Origin of the sequence: Streptomyces sp. NPDC051364 (genome assembly GCF_040682115.1) — a bacterium.
GTDB lineage: Bacteria > Actinomycetota > Actinomycetes > Streptomycetales > Streptomycetaceae > Streptomyces.
Window position 1 is genome coordinate 45,842 of sequence record NZ_JBFBAH010000004.1, and the last position, 14,670, is coordinate 60,511.

At 72.2% G+C, this 14,670-nt stretch carries 15 protein-coding genes; 9 read left to right on the forward strand and 6 right to left on the reverse strand.

Going from position 1 to position 14,670, the window contains the following annotated elements:
- From AB0M76_RS09810 to AB0M76_RS09820, 3 genes are all read left to right on the forward strand, one after another.
- Nucleotides 1–774: an ABC transporter permease subunit gene (locus tag AB0M76_RS09810; protein ID WP_365952391.1), complete on the forward strand. Its 774-nt coding sequence runs from the start codon at nucleotides 1–3 to the stop codon at nucleotides 772–774.
- A 189-nt stretch (nucleotides 775–963) separates the two neighbouring features.
- On the forward strand, nucleotides 964–2,091 hold the full coding sequence (locus AB0M76_RS09815) for an ABC transporter ATP-binding protein (RefSeq protein WP_365952392.1): 1,128 nt from the start codon (nucleotides 964–966) through the stop codon (nucleotides 2,089–2,091).
- Complete coding sequence (locus AB0M76_RS09820) at nucleotides 2,088–2,936, forward strand: ABC transporter permease (RefSeq protein ID WP_365952393.1); 849 nt, start codon at nucleotides 2,088–2,090, stop codon at nucleotides 2,934–2,936. Before AB0M76_RS09815 ends, AB0M76_RS09820 begins: the two co-directional genes overlap by 4 nt.
- A 14-nt stretch (nucleotides 2,937–2,950) precedes the next feature.
- On the opposite strand, the gene AB0M76_RS09825 is transcribed toward AB0M76_RS09820, so the two are convergent.
- The gene (locus AB0M76_RS09825) at nucleotides 2,951–3,277 is read right to left on the reverse strand and encodes an ATP/GTP-binding protein (RefSeq protein WP_266663658.1); all 327 of its coding nucleotides are present in this window, start codon (nucleotides 3,275–3,277) and stop codon (nucleotides 2,951–2,953) included.
- Between the two features lie 228 nt (nucleotides 3,278–3,505).
- Here AB0M76_RS09825 and AB0M76_RS09830 point away from each other — a divergent pair, with 228 nt between their 5' ends.
- Nucleotides 3,506–4,525, forward strand: a complete 1,020-nt coding sequence (locus tag AB0M76_RS09830; protein ID WP_365952394.1) for an LLM class flavin-dependent oxidoreductase — start codon at nucleotides 3,506–3,508, stop codon at nucleotides 4,523–4,525.
- Nucleotides 4,526–4,622: 97 nt separating this feature from the next.
- On the opposite strand, the gene AB0M76_RS09835 is transcribed toward AB0M76_RS09830, so the two are convergent.
- Entirely contained in the window at nucleotides 4,623–5,015 is a 393-nt protein-coding gene (locus AB0M76_RS09835; RefSeq protein WP_030153794.1) for an SCO5389 family protein, read from the reverse strand.
- Between the two features lie 220 nt (nucleotides 5,016–5,235).
- Here AB0M76_RS09835 and nucS point away from each other — a divergent pair, with 220 nt between their 5' ends.
- Nucleotides 5,236–5,907 (forward strand): endonuclease NucS, encoded by a 672-nt coding sequence (nucS, locus tag AB0M76_RS09840; RefSeq protein ID WP_266625384.1) that lies wholly within the window; start codon nucleotides 5,236–5,238, stop codon nucleotides 5,905–5,907.
- A gap of 158 nt (nucleotides 5,908–6,065) precedes the next feature.
- Nucleotides 6,066–6,848: a DUF4190 domain-containing protein gene (locus AB0M76_RS09845; RefSeq protein WP_365952395.1), complete on the forward strand. Its 783-nt coding sequence runs from the start codon at nucleotides 6,066–6,068 to the stop codon at nucleotides 6,846–6,848.
- A 228-nt stretch (nucleotides 6,849–7,076) separates the two neighbouring features.
- Here AB0M76_RS09845 and AB0M76_RS09850 read toward each other — a convergent pair whose 3' ends face one another.
- The 3 genes from AB0M76_RS09850 to AB0M76_RS09860 form a co-directional block, all read right to left on the reverse strand.
- Entirely contained in the window at nucleotides 7,077–9,482 is a 2,406-nt protein-coding gene (locus AB0M76_RS09850) for an ATP-binding protein (RefSeq protein WP_365952396.1), read from the reverse strand.
- Nucleotides 9,483–9,674: 192 nt separating this feature from the next.
- Nucleotides 9,675–9,998, reverse strand: coding sequence for an STAS domain-containing protein (locus AB0M76_RS09855; protein WP_030153791.1), 324 nt, complete (start codon nucleotides 9,996–9,998; stop codon nucleotides 9,675–9,677).
- Nucleotides 9,999–10,184: 186 nt separating this feature from the next.
- Entirely contained in the window at nucleotides 10,185–11,033 is an 849-nt protein-coding gene (locus AB0M76_RS09860; RefSeq protein WP_030295254.1) for a 3-hydroxyacyl-CoA dehydrogenase family protein, read from the reverse strand.
- A 305-nt stretch (nucleotides 11,034–11,338) separates the two neighbouring features.
- On the opposite strand from AB0M76_RS09860, the gene AB0M76_RS09865 reads away from it, so the two are divergent.
- Nucleotides 11,339–11,911: a cob(I)yrinic acid a,c-diamide adenosyltransferase gene (locus AB0M76_RS09865; RefSeq protein ID WP_365952397.1), complete on the forward strand. Its 573-nt coding sequence runs from the start codon at nucleotides 11,339–11,341 to the stop codon at nucleotides 11,909–11,911.
- On the opposite strand, the gene AB0M76_RS09870 is transcribed toward AB0M76_RS09865, so the two are convergent.
- Nucleotides 11,908–12,477 carry a hypothetical protein gene (locus tag AB0M76_RS09870; protein WP_365952398.1) on the reverse strand — a complete coding sequence of 190 codons (570 nt, stop codon included), beginning with the start codon at nucleotides 12,475–12,477 and terminating at the stop codon, nucleotides 11,908–11,910. The two genes, AB0M76_RS09865 and AB0M76_RS09870, sit on opposite strands and share 4 nt — an antisense overlap.
- A gap of 191 nt (nucleotides 12,478–12,668) precedes the next feature.
- Between AB0M76_RS09870 and AB0M76_RS09875 the strand changes: the two genes are divergently transcribed.
- Together AB0M76_RS09875 and AB0M76_RS09880 are read left to right on the forward strand one after the other, a co-directional pair.
- Nucleotides 12,669–13,886, forward strand: a complete 1,218-nt coding sequence (locus AB0M76_RS09875; protein ID WP_365952399.1) for a histidine kinase — start codon at nucleotides 12,669–12,671, stop codon at nucleotides 13,884–13,886.
- Complete coding sequence (locus AB0M76_RS09880; RefSeq protein WP_365952400.1) at nucleotides 13,883–14,536, forward strand: response regulator transcription factor; 654 nt, start codon at nucleotides 13,883–13,885, stop codon at nucleotides 14,534–14,536. Before AB0M76_RS09875 ends, AB0M76_RS09880 begins: the two co-directional genes overlap by 4 nt.
- The last annotated feature ends 134 nt before the right edge of the window (nucleotides 14,537–14,670 follow it).

The window sequence follows — 14,670 nt, forward strand, 5'->3', positions numbered from 1 at the left end:
ATGTCCTCCTTCCCCGCCGTTCTCCGGTCCGAGTGGACCAAGATCCGTACGGTCGCCTCGACCAGCTGGACCCTCGCCACCGCGTTCCTGATCACCGTCGCCATCGGTGCCGGGCTGTGCGCCGCGGTCAACGCGACCTTCGAGGACTTGCCCAAGGACCAGCAGGTCACGTTCGACGCCACGCAGATGAGTTTCTCCGGGATGCTCCTGGGCCAGCTGGCCATGCTCGTCTTCGGGGCGATGGTGGTCGGCAGCGAGTACAGCACGGGCATGATCCGCACCTCCCTCGCCGCCGTTCCCCGGCGCGGCAGCCTGCTGCTCGGGAAGGTCACCGCCGCGACCGCCCTGGCCCTGGTGGTGGGCCTGGCCACCGGCTTCGTGTCCTTCTTCCTCGGGCAGGCGATCCTCGGCGACCACAGCATCGGACTGGGCGGGGAGAACGTCCTGCGCGCGGTTGTCGGCGTCGGCCTGTACATGGCGCTGCTCGCCCTGTTCGCCATCGGCGCGTCGATGGTGCTGCGGAACACCGCTGCCTCGATCGCGATCCTGATCACCTTCATCCTGATCCTGCCCATCGTCCTCAGCGTGGTCGACGCCACCCGCAAGATCGCCTACTACCTGCCCAGCCAGTCCGGTGCCGCGATCATGCAGACCGTGCCCGCGGGCAGCTCGGACGCGCCCTACGGGCCGTGGGGCGGCCTCGGGATCATGGCGCTGTGGGCGCTGGCCGCCGTGCTCGGGGGCTACCTGGTGCTGAAGAAGCGGGATGCCTGACGGATCGGAGCGAACGGACGTCCGTCCTGCGACGGACGTCCCTCGCACTACGGGTCATCCCCGGGTCGGAGTCAGGGTCAGCTCAGGGATCCGGTCCGGGGTGGAACCGTAGGCGACTCGATATCCTCTTAACCCTTACGCGGACGAAAGCCGTCCGGTCCTGGCAAGGGGCAGAGCAGAGGCAGAGCAATGATCGAGGCTGTCGGCCTGACCAAGCGCTACGGCGCCAAGACCGCCGTCGACCAGCTGTCCTTCCAGGTCAGGCCGGGTCACGTGACGGGATTCCTGGGGCCGAACGGCTCCGGGAAGTCCACCACCATGCGCATGATCCTCGGCCTGGACCGGCCCACGGCAGGCCGCGTGACGATCAACGGCGTGCCCTTCCGGCAGCTTCCGAACGCCCAGCGGCACGTCGGGGCCCTGCTCGACGCCAAGGCCGTGCACGGCGGCCGCCGGGCCCGCAGGCACCTGCTCTCCGTCGCCCAGCTCTCCGGCATCCCGGAGAAGCGGGTGGACGAGGTGCTCGCCGTGGTCGGCCTCCAGGACGTCGCCGGCCAGCGTACGAAGGGCTTCTCGCTCGGCATGGGCCAGCGGCTCGGCATCGCCGCCGCCCTCCTCGGCGACCCCCAGGTGCTGCTGTTCGACGAGCCGGTCAACGGGCTCGACCCCGAGGGCATCCTCTGGGTCCGCACCCTCATGCGCCGCCTCGCCGCCGAGGGCCGCACGGTGTTCGTTTCCTCACACCTGATGAGCGAGATGGCCCTCACCGCCGACCACCTCATCGTGATCGGCCGGGGGCGGCTGCTGGCCGACATGGGCACCCAGGAGTTCATCGCGCACAACTCGGCCGGATTCGCGCGGGTGCGCGCGGCCGACAATGATCACGATGGCCGGGATGCACTGGGTGCGGCCCTGACCAAGGCGGGCGGCCGGGTCCTCCAGGAGCCCGACGGGGCACTGCGCGTGACCGGCCTGGAGCTGCCCCGCATCTCCGACCTCGCGCACGAGGCCGGCGTACGGCTGTGGGAGCTGTCCCCGCACCGGGCCTCGCTCGAGGAGGCCTACATGCGGATGACACAGCCCGCCGTGGAGTACACCTCCACCGACGACCCGCGCGCCGAGCTGTGGGAACCGGAGCCGCTGAGCGTCCCCGCCTGGGAGGACGAGCTCCCGGCCCCGGAGGTGCCGCAGACCGGCTTCTTCGCTCCCCCGCCGCCCGGGGCGGGCGGGCAGCCCTTCCTGATGCCCAGCAGCCCCGGCGAGCTCGCCGGCACCCCGCAGAACACCCCGACGGACACCCGCAAGGACACCCGATGACCGGCCCCACGAGCACCGGCCCCACGAGCACCGCGGACCGGCCGAAGAGCTACGCCTCGCCGCTCCCGACGCCCCGGCCGCACCTCGGGCACGCCGTGGCCTCGGAGTGGACGAAGATGATCTCGGTGCGCTCGACGGTGTGGACGCTCGGCTCGCTGGTCCTGCTCGTCGTCGGCGTCGGGCTGTTCGCCGTCTCCGAGACCCGGTCCGCCGACTACCAGGACGTGCCGCTCACGGCGCCCGCGCTGTTCGGGCTGCTGGTGGGGCAGGTCTCCGTGATGGTGCTCGGCATCCTGACGATCACCTCCGAGTACGGCACCGGGCTGATCCGTACGACCTTCACCGCCGCCCCCGACCGGGCCCGGGTGCTGACCGCGAAGTACCTCGTCTTCTCCACCGTCGCCTTCCTGACCGTCACAGGATCGGTGGCGGTGGTCGGCCTGGCCTCCGCGATCCTGCGGGGCGGCACGGCCGCCGGGCCGCACGGCAGCCGCGAATGGGTCGCCGCCCTGGTCGGCTGCCTGTACGTCACCCTGCTCGGCGTGCTGGGCCTGGCGATCGGGGCGATGCTGCGGCACTCCGCCGGGGCGATCGCCGTGATGCTGGGGCTGGTCACGCTGCCGCCGGTGATAGGGGGGATGCTCAGCATGTGGGAGACCATGGCCCCGCTCGGCCGGACCGTGCTCCGGTACAACGCCCCGGTCGCCCTCATGCAGCTGTACGGCCTGCCGAACAACGACACCGCCAACCTGCCGGGCAACGCGGCGCAGCTGCTGATGATCCTGCTGGTGACGGGGGCCGCGGTGGCGGGCTCGTACGTGGTGGTCGGCCGCCGCGACGTCTGAGCCCCCGAGGCCGCTTAGTACTTGGGAGCGTTCCTGGACCGCTGCACCCGCGAGGTGCGGCGGTCCTTCGCGTTCCAGCAGGCCTTGTGCCAGTGCCGGCGGTCGTCCACGCCGCCGTACTCCGGCCAGGCCACCAGGTGCGGGGTCCCGGAGGGGATCTCCTGGTCGCAGCCCGGGCAGCGGTAGCGCTTGCCCGCCGCGCTCGCGCCCGCGACGTGCCGGACCTTCCACTCCTCGCCCTGGTACTCCTCGGTGCGCTCCAGCCCGTACCGGTCGAGGCCGGTGCCGGGGCGTTCGTCCGGAGTCTCGCCGCCCCTGGGGCGGTTGTGGCGCGGTGACACGTATACCTCACGGATGGGCGGACGGCAGTGACTTTCTCCCAGACTACGCGCAGCGAGGCCGGGTACCCGCAGGGTGGCTGACAGAGTCAACGCGATGACGTCAACTGGCCTGACTATCCCAATAACTTCCTGTCAGGCCGTGCCTTTGGCACGTGTCAGACGTTGTTGCCAACGGATGAACCGGTCCACCTGGGGGAGGCCGCGTCAGCCACGAGGAGGGTAAAGGCGATGCGCGTAGGAGCGTTTGTACTGGCGGCCCAGTTCCCGGGCCAGGGGCAGGGGGAGGCTCTGCACCGGGCGGTGCGGACCGCCGAGGTGGCCGAGGAGGCCGGGCTCGACTCGGTCTGGCTCGCCGAGCATCATTTCGTCCCGTACGGGGTCTGCCCGTCGGCGGTGACGCTGGCGGCGCTGCTGCTGGGGCGGACGCGGCGGCTGCGGGTGGGCACGGCGGTGAGCGTGCTGCCGAGCACGCACCCGGTGGCCCTCGGGGAGCAGGCGGCGCTGCTGCACCTGACCTCGGGCGGCCGGTTCACCCTGGGGGTGGGCCGGGGCGGGCCCTGGGTGGACCTGGAGGTGTTCGGCGGCGGCCTGGACGCCTACGAGAAGGAGTTCCCGGAGGGCCTGGACCTGCTGCGGCGCTGGCTCACCGAGCCGCGGGTGGCGGCCGCCGGCGAGCGGTACGGGTTCCGCGAAGTGGCCGTCGTACCGCGCCCGTCGGAGGCGCTGGACGGGGACGGATCAGGGCCGGAAGTGATCGTCGCCTGCACCTCCCCCGCGTCGGTACGGCTCGCCGCGGAGCGGGGGCTGCCGATGCTGCTGGGCATGCACTGCGGGGACGAGGACAAGGCGGCCATGGTCGCGCTGTACCGGCGTACGGCCGCGGCGGCGGGCCACTGCCCGGACGCCCCGCACGTGTCGGCGGGCGTGTGCCAGCTGGCGGACCGGACGGTCGACGCCCGCGAGGCCCTGCTGAAGGCGATGCCGGGCTGGCTGAAGCAGGGGCTGGACGCGCACGTGACGGTCGACGGCCGGGAGCGCGCGATACGGGACCCCGCCGCTTACACCGAGCTGCTCTGCGATCTGCACCCCGTGGGCACCCCGCGGCTGGCGGCGAACCGGCTCGCGGCCACGTCCGAGCGGACGGGGATCACGCGGTTCGCCCTGCTGACGGAAGGGTCCGGGGATCTCGCCGCGACGGAGGAGAACGTACGACGCCTCGGCGCCGAGGTCCTGCCCCGTCTCGGCTGAGGCTGCCGCTCCGGTATCAATGGCACCTCCCCCGATACGGAGCGGCAGCGAAGTACGGTCGTGCGGGTCGTGCATGTCATGCGGTTCGTACGGTTGGTCAGCAGTCCCGGAGCTCGGGCGACTGGTTGAGCAGCTGGCCGCGGATCGAAGTGAACTTGGCCAGCCGGTCGTCCGAGGAAGGATCCAGCGGGAACACGGCCACACGGTGACAGTTCTGGAATGCCAGGCGCACCCCGAAGTGCCGCTGCAGCGCACCACGTATCGCGTCACTCGCGAGAGCGCGCAGCAGCTGGCCACGCGCCTGCTCGTCGGGCGGCGGCGTCTGGTTGTCGGCGAACTCTCCGCCGTCCACCTTCAGCTGTGCCACCAGCGAGCTGATCATCTCCCACGCGAAGGGCAGGGAGGTCCGGACGCAGTCGACGAAAGCGGCTTCGTCGACCTCGCCTCGCTCGGCCTGTTCGAGTAGGGCCGGTGAGACGTCGAGCGACATGGGTTCTCCTCTCGCGACCCCGGCGCTTTGGGTTGCCGGAGTCTTACGGGCAGGGACGGAGGCGGCGACGCAGCGTGCACGCTCCGCAACCTCCTGCTCACCACGGTAGGCGCCCCATGGGTGGCGCACCAGGAGAATGCGCATACAACGCGCCATCGGCGAACGGGGCTTTCAGGGGCGAATCGCGTGGAGGCCTTCTCGTCGAGTAGCGTTGCCGACCATGCGTCTCGTCATTGCCCGCTGCTCCGTCGACTACGCGGGCCGGCTCACCGCCCATCTGCCCTCGGCACCCCGTCTGATCCTCGTGAAGGCCGACGGCAGTGTCTCGATCCACGCGGACGACCGGGCGTACAAACCGCTCAACTGGATGTCGCCCCCCTGCACCCTCAAGGAGGGGAGCGGGGACGAAGCCGGCGTCTGGACGGTCGTCAACAAGGCAGGTGAGAAGCTCATCATCACCATGGAGGAAGTCCTCCACGACTCCTCCCACGAGCTGGGCGTCGACCCGGGCCTGATCAAGGACGGCGTGGAAGCACACCTCCAGGAGCTCCTGGCGGACCGGATCGAAACGCTGGGCGACGGCTACACGCTGATCCGGCGCGAGTACATGACGGCGATCGGCCCGGTGGACATCCTGTGCCGGGACGCCTCCGGCGGGACGGTGGCGGTGGAGATCAAGCGCCGCGGCGAGATCGACGGCGTCGAGCAGCTGACCCGGTACCTGGAACTCCTGAACCGGGATCCGCACCTGGCGCCGGTGCGGGGCGTCTTCGCGGCCCAGGAGATCAAGCCGCAGGCCCGCGTCCTGGCCACGGACCGCGGCATGGACTGCGTGATCCTGGACTACAACGCCCTGCGCGGCATCGAGGACGACAAACTCCGCCTCTTCTGATCCACGGCTCGCCGGGCGCAGGGCCCGGCAGTAGCGTGGAAGTGGCACAACTCTCCATCGGCGGGCATGCGTCGGCGTGGTACGGCGCATGCGGTCCGATCCGCCGGGGTTGCCGCTGTCGGCTGCGTCTCACCTTCTGCACAAGGAGGGCAACGCGCATGTCCACACCACCGCAACCGCCGTCATCCCCCGAGCCGTACCCGCAGTGGGGACAGCAGGGGCAGTCCGGACAGCCCGGGCAGCCGGGGCAGCCCGGACCGTATGGCGGACAGCAGGGCTGGCACGCGCCGCCGACGTCCCAGAAGACCAACACGATGGCCGTCGTGGCATTCGTCATGTCGGTCATCTGCGCGATACCGCTGGTCCCGCTGATCCTCGGCTTCGTCGCCCTCTCCCAGATCCGCGAGCGCGGCGAGAAGGGCAGGGGCTTCGCCATCGCGGCCATCGTCATCCACGGCCTGACTCTCGTGTTCCTCGGGCTGGCGCTCGGGCTCACCGGAATGCTGGACGACGGGCCGGAGCGCGACGGCAGCGGCAAGGTCACCGCCGCCGGCTCCGGCGAGCTCCAGGACATCCGCATGGGGGACTGCTTCAACACGGACGACAAAATGCCGGAGGGCCAGAAGGACACCAAGGCCTCCCTCTCGGTGACGATCGTGCCCTGCGACCAGCCTCACAAGGGGGAGGCGTACGCCGTCTTCGACTTGGAGGACGGGCCGTTCCCGGGCAAGGACGAGGTCAACTCGACCGCCGAGAAGAAGTGCGACAGCACGGCGCTCACCGATTACCTGGGCACGGGCGCGGAGCTCCCGGAATCGCTGGAGACCTACTACTCCGTCCCGCAGTCCAGCAGCTGGGACGTCGGCCACCACAAGGTCACCTGCTTCGTGGCCGACCCCAGCGGTTCGAGCACCGGCTCGGTCCGCGGCACCGGATCCTGAGCCGCTTGCGGTGGCTCCGCGGTCGCCGTGGGGCTCCCGCCCCGGGATCCCCGGGCTAGGCGGCCTCGGTGGAGTGGGGCACGCCCCCGCGCCGCCCGGCACGGCGCCTCGCCGCGTTGTCGCAGCACCCTGGTACGTCCCGTACAAGCGTGCCGCTCCGTCGTGCGATGCACCGCACCGCACGACGCGAAAACGCACCCCACTCCACCGAGGCCGCTTAGGCCACGCTTAGGCCGTCGCGGACGGGTTGGCCGGGGTCGTGCTCGTCGGGGTCGGTGTCGGGGTCGGCACCGGAGGTGTCGTCGGCTCCGTCACGGTCGGCGTCGGCACCGGGTTCGAGGACGTGCCCGTCGGCCCCGTCGAAGACGGCGTGCGCGACGGCTGCGTCGACGACGGCTTGCGCGACGGGGTGCGCGGCGACTGGTTCGGGTCAGGGCTGAGGCCCGGCTCCGGGGCGGCCGGCTCCGAAGCGTCCGGAGCCGTCGTCCCGGGATCCGGTGCAGGATCGTTCCCGCCCGTCCCCGGCACGCTGCCCGCACCGCCCGAAGTCCCCGCCGTCGGCGTCGAGGACACCGCCGGGCCGACCCCGCCCGCCGGGGTCTCGGGGTCCGAGCCCGACATCGCCAGGCTCACCACCGTGCCCAGCACCACCACCGTCAGCGCTCCCGCCGCCGCCAGCAGCACGGGCTTCCGGCGCGGCTCCGCAGCCCGCACCGGCGCGGCCACGACCGGCGCGGCCACCGCCGGCTTCGGGTCGAGGGGGAAGGCCTCCTCGAACACCTCCGACAGCGTCGTCGGCGCCGCCGCCCGCCCGATCACCGGCACGACGGGTGCCACCGCAGCCACCGCAGTCGTCGGCGCCGTCTTCGACACCGCCGGCACCGCAGTCGTCACCGCTTCGGACGCCGTCCCTGACGCCGCAGCCACCGGCGGCTCCAGCCGCAGCGGCGGCGACACCTCCACGCCCGCCTTCTCGCGGTCCGTGACCAGCGCGAGCGCCCGCCGCCCGGCCACCGTGCCCCGCTTGTCGGCGAGAGCACCCTTCAGGCCTATCGACGCCTCCAGCTCGGCCCGCGCCCGGTCCAACCGCCCCTCGCACAGCGCGAGCACGCCGAGCTCGTGGTGGAAGTACGCCTGCTCCGCGACCTCTCCCGCCTTGCGCGCGGCCTCGGCCCCGGAGCGCAGCACCCGCTCCCACGCCTCCCAGTGCCGCGAGGCCGCGAACGCCGGGGCCGCGGTCCGGGCCAGCAGTACGGCGGCCACCACATCGGCGCCGGCCAGCGCCGCCAGCACCGCGTCGGCCTCCGAGGCGACCCGCTCCGGGGTCACCGAGGCGTGTCCGGTCCACCAGGCGTAGTGGCGGGCGGCCGTACGGGCCTCCTCCGCCGCGGTGTCCGCGAACTCGGCCTCCTCCAGCTGCCGTGCGACCCCGGCGGCCAGCCGGTAGCGCGTGCCGACCGGGGTGAGCAGTCCGCAGCCCAGCAGTTCCGCGACCGCCGCGTCGGCGTGGGTGTCCCCCACGAGCGCCGGCAGGTGGGCGTGGTGCGGCATCTCCCCGCCCAGCGCGCACGCGATCCGCAGCGCCGCCCGGGCCGACTCGCTGACCCGGGAGGCCAGCAGCTCGGCGGGGGCCGCGCCCTCGGACAGCGTCGGCAGCGCCACGAACGCGGCGTCGCGCGGCCGCTCCTCGAAGACGCCGGGCTCATCGTCGTCGTCCTCGGCGGAGGACTGGTTGCGCTCGTCGCGCTGGCGCAGCAGTGCCGCGGCCTGTACGAAGCGCAGCGGCAGCCCCTCGGACGCGAACCGCAGGTCTCCCGCCCAGGCGGTCTCCTCCTCCGTCAGCGGCCGTCCTGTGCCCGCCTCGAGCAGCTCCACGCAGTCGGCCCGGCCGAGGCCGCCGAGGAAGACCTCCTCGAGGTGCGAGTCGTCGGAGGGGGCGCGGGTGTCCGGGGTGGCGGCCAGCAGGTACGCGCACTCGGGCGTGGCACGCAGCAGCTCGTCGAGGGCGCTGCCGCCCATCTCCAGGTCGTCGAGAAGCACGATGGCGCCGATGTCCCGTACGCGGGCCAGGAGTTGGGTCCGCTCGGGCCGCTCCGCCGAGGCCTCGTACACGGCGGCGTACAGCGCGTGCAGCAGCTCGCCGGCCTGCTGGTGCCCGTACCCGCTGAGCCGTATGACGCCGTCGGGCGCCAGGCCCGTGCAGTCGGCGGCGACCGCGTCGAGCAGGGCGCTGCGGCCGGATCCGGCGGGTCCGGTCAGCCGTACGGAACGGCCGCGTCCCAGCAGCCGTACGAGCCGCTCCCGCTCCTCCTCGCGCGCGAGGAGCGGCGGGGCCGGGGCGGCGGGTCCGGGCAGGGCGGGCGGCCGTGCGGCGGCGTCCCGGGCGCTGCGGTCGGCGGCGTCGCGCTTGGCGGGGGCAGTGCCGCCGGTGCCGGGGCGGCGCGGCTCGATCTCGCTGCCGTCGACGGGGTTCACGGTCAGCGTGAAGTCCCCGGCGGTGAGCGTGACGATCCGCGCGACGGGGCCGGGAGCGGAGGCGGCGGCCGGTCCGGCTGCCGCGGAAGCCGTCGCGGGGGACGCAGGCGCCGTCGCGGGCTGCTCCACCGGTTCGGCCTGCCCCTGTGTGCGGTCCATGACCTGGTCCCCCGATCGCGCCCTGCGCCGTCGCCGTCGTGTCGTACCGTCCGGCCTTCGCACATTCCGCTGTCGCTACGGGTCCGGTTTCCGCCCGAACCCTAGACGGTGCCCGGTCATACGGGGAACCGCAGGGGTGCCTTCACCACCGGACCGTTACGTTTCCGCAGGAAACGTGGGCGGCGGACCACATCAGACCCGCGGGAGGGATTCCGCTTCCAGGCCGCCCTCGATCGCGAGGATGCGGTGCAGCCGGGTGGCGACGAGGAGCCGCTGCATCTGCGGCGGTACTCCGCGCAGGACGAGGCGGCGGCCGGTCCGGCCGGCCCGCCGGTGGGCTCCCATGATCACGCCGAGCCCGGTCGCGTCCCAGGAGTCGAGCCCGGTGAGGTCGAGCACGAGATCGCCGTGGCCGTCGTCGAGGGCGGTGTGCAGGGCCGTACGGGCGTCCGCCGCGCTGCGCACGTCGAGGCGGCCCCCGACAGCGAGTTCGGCGTGGTCGCCCCTGATGTGCATATGCGCTCCCGGCAGTCCTGGGTACGTAGGATCCGACTGGTCCGTGGTCGGCAACTCTCACTGCAACTGACTGCCGTGCGGGCAGGGAAGTTGCCGACCGTGAGCGAACCGATACCTAATTCACCCGTGCGGGTGCAGATATTCGAACTGGCGCCCAAAGACTCGGCGCCCGGACGGCTCGGCGGCTCAGTGCTTGTAGAAGCCCTGCCCGCTCTTGCGGCCGATGTCACCGGCGTCCACCATCCGGCGCATGAGCTCCGGCGGTGCGAACTTCTCGTCCTGGGACTCGGTGTAGATGTTGCTGGTGGCGTGCAGCAGGATGTCGACGCCGGTGAGGTCGGCGGTGGCGAGCGGCCCCATGGCGTGGCCGAAGCCCAGCTTGCAGGCGATGTCGATGTCCTCGGCGGAGGCCACGCCCGATTCGTACAGTTTCGCGGCTTCCACGACCAGGGCGGAGATCAGACGGGTCGTCACGAAACCGGCGACGTCGCGGTTGACGACGATGCAGGTCTTGCCGACGGACTCGGCGAACGCCCGCGTGGCCGCGAGGGTCTCGTCGCTCGTCTTGTAGCCGCGGACGAGCTCGCAGAGCTGCATCATCGGGACGGGCGAGAAGAAGTGCGCGCCGACGACCCGCTCCGGACGCTCCGTCACGGCCGCGATCTTGGTGATCGGGATGGCGGAGGTGTTGGACGCGAGGATCGCGTCGTCCCGTACGAGCTTGTCGAGCGTGCGGAAGATCTCGTGCTTGACCTCGAGCTTCTCGAAGACGGCCTCGACGACGATGTCGACGTCGGCGACGGCGTCGAGGTCGGTGGTCGTCGTGATGCGGGCGAGCGCGGCCTCGGCGTCCTCGGCCGTCATCTTGCCCTTGGAGACGAACTTGTCGTACGAGGCCTTGATCCCGTCGGTACCGCGGGTCAGCGCGGCATCGGTGACATCACGCAGTACGACGTCCCACCCCGCCTGAGCGGAGACCTGAGCAATTCCGGAACCCATCAGTCCGGCACCGATGACGGCGAGCTTCCCAGCCACTGCACACCCCACGTTCTTCAATTCGGCCCAGCTTCGTAGCCTCTCCGGCGGAGACTAGCGCTCGCGCGGGGTCGTGTGACCGCGAAGTAACACGCGTCACGTCTCAACTGACGGACATCACACCGGTCCGGCCGAGCCGCCCGCTCCCGCCAACCGGGCCCCGATCGCCCGCAGTCGCGCAGCCTCCCGCTCCGCCGGACGCCGCCCGGCGGAGCCCAGCGCCTCGAACGCCGGGGATCCCGGGGCGGGAGCCCCAGGGCCGGGGCGGAGCCGCACTCGGCGCCGCGGCTCACTACGCTGGCCGCATGGTGAACCTCACGCGTATCTACACCCGTACCGGCGACAAGGGCACGACCGCCCTCGGCGACATGAGCCGTACGGCCAAGACCGACCTGCGGATCTCCGCCTACGCCGACGCCAACGAGGCCAACGCGGCCATCGGCACGGCGATCGCTCTCGGCGGCCTGCCGACGGATGTCGTGAAGGTCCTGGTACGGGTGCAGAACGACCTGTTCGACGTCGGTGCCGACCTGTGCACCCCGGTCGTCGAGAACCCCGAGTACCCGCCGCTGCGCGTCGAGCAGTTCTACATCGACAAGCTCGAGGCGGACTGCGACCTCTTCAACGAGCAGCTGGAGAAGCTCCGCAGCTTCATCCTCCCCGGCGGCACCCCCGGCGCGGCCCTCCTGCACCAGGCCTGCACGGTGGTCCGGCGCGCCGAGCGTTCCACCTGGTCGGCGCTGGAGGTGCACGGCGAGGTGATGAACCCGCTGACCGCGACCTACCTGAACCGCCTCTCCGACCTCCTGTTCATTCTGGCCCGTACGGCCAACAAGGAGGTCGGGGACGTGCTCTGGGTGCCGGGCGGCGAGCGCTAGCGCTTGACCCCGGCCGGCCCCTCCTGCGGTTCCGCCGCCGGGGCCTTGCGCGGCCACAGCGTGTATGTGGTGGCGATCACGGCCTGGATGCCGAGCGCCCGCAGGGCGGCGAACTGCCAGGTCTGCAGGCTGCCGGTGTCGGCCGCGTCGCCCACGTACCAGATCGCTGCCTGCAGCAGCCCGAGCGCGACGGCCGCGCCGGCCAGGGTGCGGGTCCACAGCTTCCACTCGTGGACCGCCCTGGCCTTGCCGTACTTCGGGCCGGGCGGCTTCGGGCCCCCGCCGAAGCGGTACGCCGCGTGCCGGTCGAGCCACTTCACCGTGTAGTGGCCGTAGCCGACGGTGTAGCCGATGTACAGCGCGGCGAGGCCGTGCGTCCAGCTCGGCTCGCCGCCGTTCTTGAGGTCCAGGGTGGTGACCACCAGCAGGACCAGCTCCAGCAGCGGCTCGCACAGCAGCACAGCCGCCCCGAGCCGGGGCATCTTCGCGAGGTAGCGCAGCGCCAGTCCGCCGGCCAGCAGCACCCAGAACGCGATCTCGCAGGCGATGATCAGGGCGACGAGCACGGGAATCTCCCTTCCTTTCCGGTCGGCACGTCCGAGGCGACGACCACTGCATCCAGGCTCCCGTCCGATCCGTGCCCCTTCGTCGTCGCCGGTGACGAACCGTGACTGCATCCTTCGGCGTAGTGCCACGCCGCCCCGTCTCCGCCCCCGCGGCGACGCCCGGTGCTCCCCCCACCCTGTTGGATAGGACCGTGACCCCGACCATCACCGCCACGGCGCCCGCCAGGACCTTCCGCCCCCACCGCGACGACGTCCTCCTCGCGGTGCTCAGTGTGCTCGCGGGCCTGCTGCTCTGGTCGCTCGGCGTCTACAGCACGAGCAACCGGCACTTCTTCCCCGCCTGGGCGGCCCTGGTCCCGCTCCTCGTGCTCGGCCCGATGGAGCTGCTGCGTCGCACCGCGCCCCGCGTCACCCTGGCGGTCGGCACCCTCGGGGTGGTCGCCGACCAGTTCACCGTGGGCAACCTCGCCACCGTCCTGATCTTCACGGACCTGATGTACGCGGCCGTCGTCTACGGCACGCCCGTCATGGCCCGGCGGCTCCCGGTACAAACCGGCCTGATCACCATCGCCGTCACCGTCGCCTCCGTGGCCTGGCTGCGCACCCCGCAGGCCCTGATGATCGGCGTGATCACCGGCATCGTGTGCTTCGGCCCGGCCCTGACCGGCGCCACCCTGCGCAACCACCGCGAGGCCGCCGAGGCCGCCCGGCTGCGCGCCGAGCAGACCGCGCTGCTGGCCGAGATGGACCGCAGCCAGGCCGTCGTCGCCGAGCGTGCCCGGATGGCCCGCGAGCTGCACGACATGGTGGCCAACCACCTGTCCGCCATCGCCATCCACTCCACCGCCGCGCTCTCCATCGACTCCCCCGCGACGAGCCGGGAGGCCCTCGGGGTGATCCGGGAGAACAGCGTGCAGGGGCTGGCCGAGATGCGCCGGCTGATCGGGCTGCTGCGGGAAGCGGGTGCGGAGCAGGAGGCGGCCGCCACACCCTCCCTCGACGGGCTCGACGCCCTGCTGGGGCAGGCCCGTGTCAACGGCGCCGCGAGCGGGCTGGACTTCGTACTCCTCGACGACCGGCCGCCCGGGGATCCGCTGCCGGCCCCCGTGGAGCTGGCGGCGTACCGGATCGTCCAGGAGTCGCTGACGAACGCCCTCAAGCACGCCGCCCCGGGCACGGTCCGGGTCCGCGTGAGCCGCGACGGCGCGGCCGGGGGGCTGCTGACCGTACGGGTGGACTCCCCGTACGGGAACCGCCCGGGCCCCCGCGCCCCGGGCTCGGGAGCCGGGCTGATCGGCATGCGCGAGCGGACGGAACTGCTGGGCGGGGAGTTCACGGCGGGACGGGACGGATCGGTGTGGCTGGTGCGGGCGGATCTGCCCGCGGACGAGAAGGCGGTGGCGGAATGAGCATCCGGGTCGTGGTGGCCGAGGACCAGAGCGCGGTACGGGCGGGCCTGGTACTGATCCTGCGCAGCGCGGGCGACATCGAGGTCGCGGGCGAGGCGGCGGACGGGGAGGAGGCGGTGCGCCTGGCGCGGGAGCTGCGGCCGGATCTCGTCCTCATGGACGTGCAGATGCCGCGGCTCGACGGGGTGTCGGCGACCCGCCAGGTGGTTGCGGAGGGGCTGGCCGACGTCCTGGTGCTGACCACCTTCGACCTGGACGAGTACGTGTTCGGCGCCCTGCGGGCGGGGGCCGCGGGCTTCCTGCTGAAGAACGCGGAAGCGGCGGAGCTGATCGAGGCCGTACGGACCGTCGCGCGCGGGGAGGGTCTGATCGCCCCGGCCGTGACCCGGCGGCTGATCGCCGAGTTCGCGACTCCGCGGCCCGTGAAGGCCTCGGTGGCGCCGGAGAAGGCCGCGGCGGTGGCCTCGCTGACGCGGCGGGAGCGGGAGGTGCTCGGCTGTCTGGGCGAGGGGCTGCCGAACGCGGAGATCGCGGTACGGCTGCAGATGGCGGAGGCGACGGTGAAGACGCACGTCAGCAGGCTGCTGGGGAAGCTCGAGCTGCGCAGCCGGGTCCAGGCGGCCGTACTGGCCCAGGAGTTGGGCCTCTAGCGGACTCCTGGAGTGAAGGTCTGGACCTCTTGACGGTTGGTCCAGACCTTTCTACGCTCGCGGCAACTGTGGTGAGCGTGCCATGACAAGCGTGCTCACGGGCGGCGCAGGTCCCACCCCCATGTCGTGATCGG

What these genes read in the sequence shown, in the direction of transcription:
- AB0M76_RS09810 (WP_365952391.1), top strand. Translation starts at nt 1, where the DNA reads ATGTCCTCCTTCCCCGCCGTTCTCCGGTCCGAGTGGACCAAGATCCGT.
- AB0M76_RS09815 (WP_365952392.1), top strand. Translation starts at nt 964, where the DNA reads ATGATCGAGGCTGTCGGCCTGACCAAGCGCTACGGCGCCAAGACCGCC.
- AB0M76_RS09820 (WP_365952393.1), top strand. Translation starts at nt 2,088, where the DNA reads ATGACCGGCCCCACGAGCACCGGCCCCACGAGCACCGCGGACCGGCCG.
- AB0M76_RS09830 (WP_365952394.1), top strand. Translation starts at nt 3,506, where the DNA reads ATGCGCGTAGGAGCGTTTGTACTGGCGGCCCAGTTCCCGGGCCAGGGG.
- AB0M76_RS09835 (WP_030153794.1), bottom strand. Translation starts at nt 5,015, where the DNA reads ATGTCGCTCGACGTCTCACCGGCCCTACTCGAACAGGCCGAGCGAGGC.
- nucS (WP_266625384.1), top strand. Translation starts at nt 5,236, where the DNA reads ATGCGTCTCGTCATTGCCCGCTGCTCCGTCGACTACGCGGGCCGGCTC.
- AB0M76_RS09845 (WP_365952395.1), top strand. Translation starts at nt 6,066, where the DNA reads ATGTCCACACCACCGCAACCGCCGTCATCCCCCGAGCCGTACCCGCAG.
- AB0M76_RS09850 (WP_365952396.1), bottom strand. Translation starts at nt 9,482, where the DNA reads ATGGACCGCACACAGGGGCAGGCCGAACCGGTGGAGCAGCCCGCGACG.
- AB0M76_RS09855 (WP_030153791.1), bottom strand. Translation starts at nt 9,998, where the DNA reads ATGCACATCAGGGGCGACCACGCCGAACTCGCTGTCGGGGGCCGCCTC.
- AB0M76_RS09865 (WP_365952397.1), top strand. Translation starts at nt 11,339, where the DNA reads ATGGTGAACCTCACGCGTATCTACACCCGTACCGGCGACAAGGGCACG.
- AB0M76_RS09880 (WP_365952400.1), top strand. Translation starts at nt 13,883, where the DNA reads ATGAGCATCCGGGTCGTGGTGGCCGAGGACCAGAGCGCGGTACGGGCG.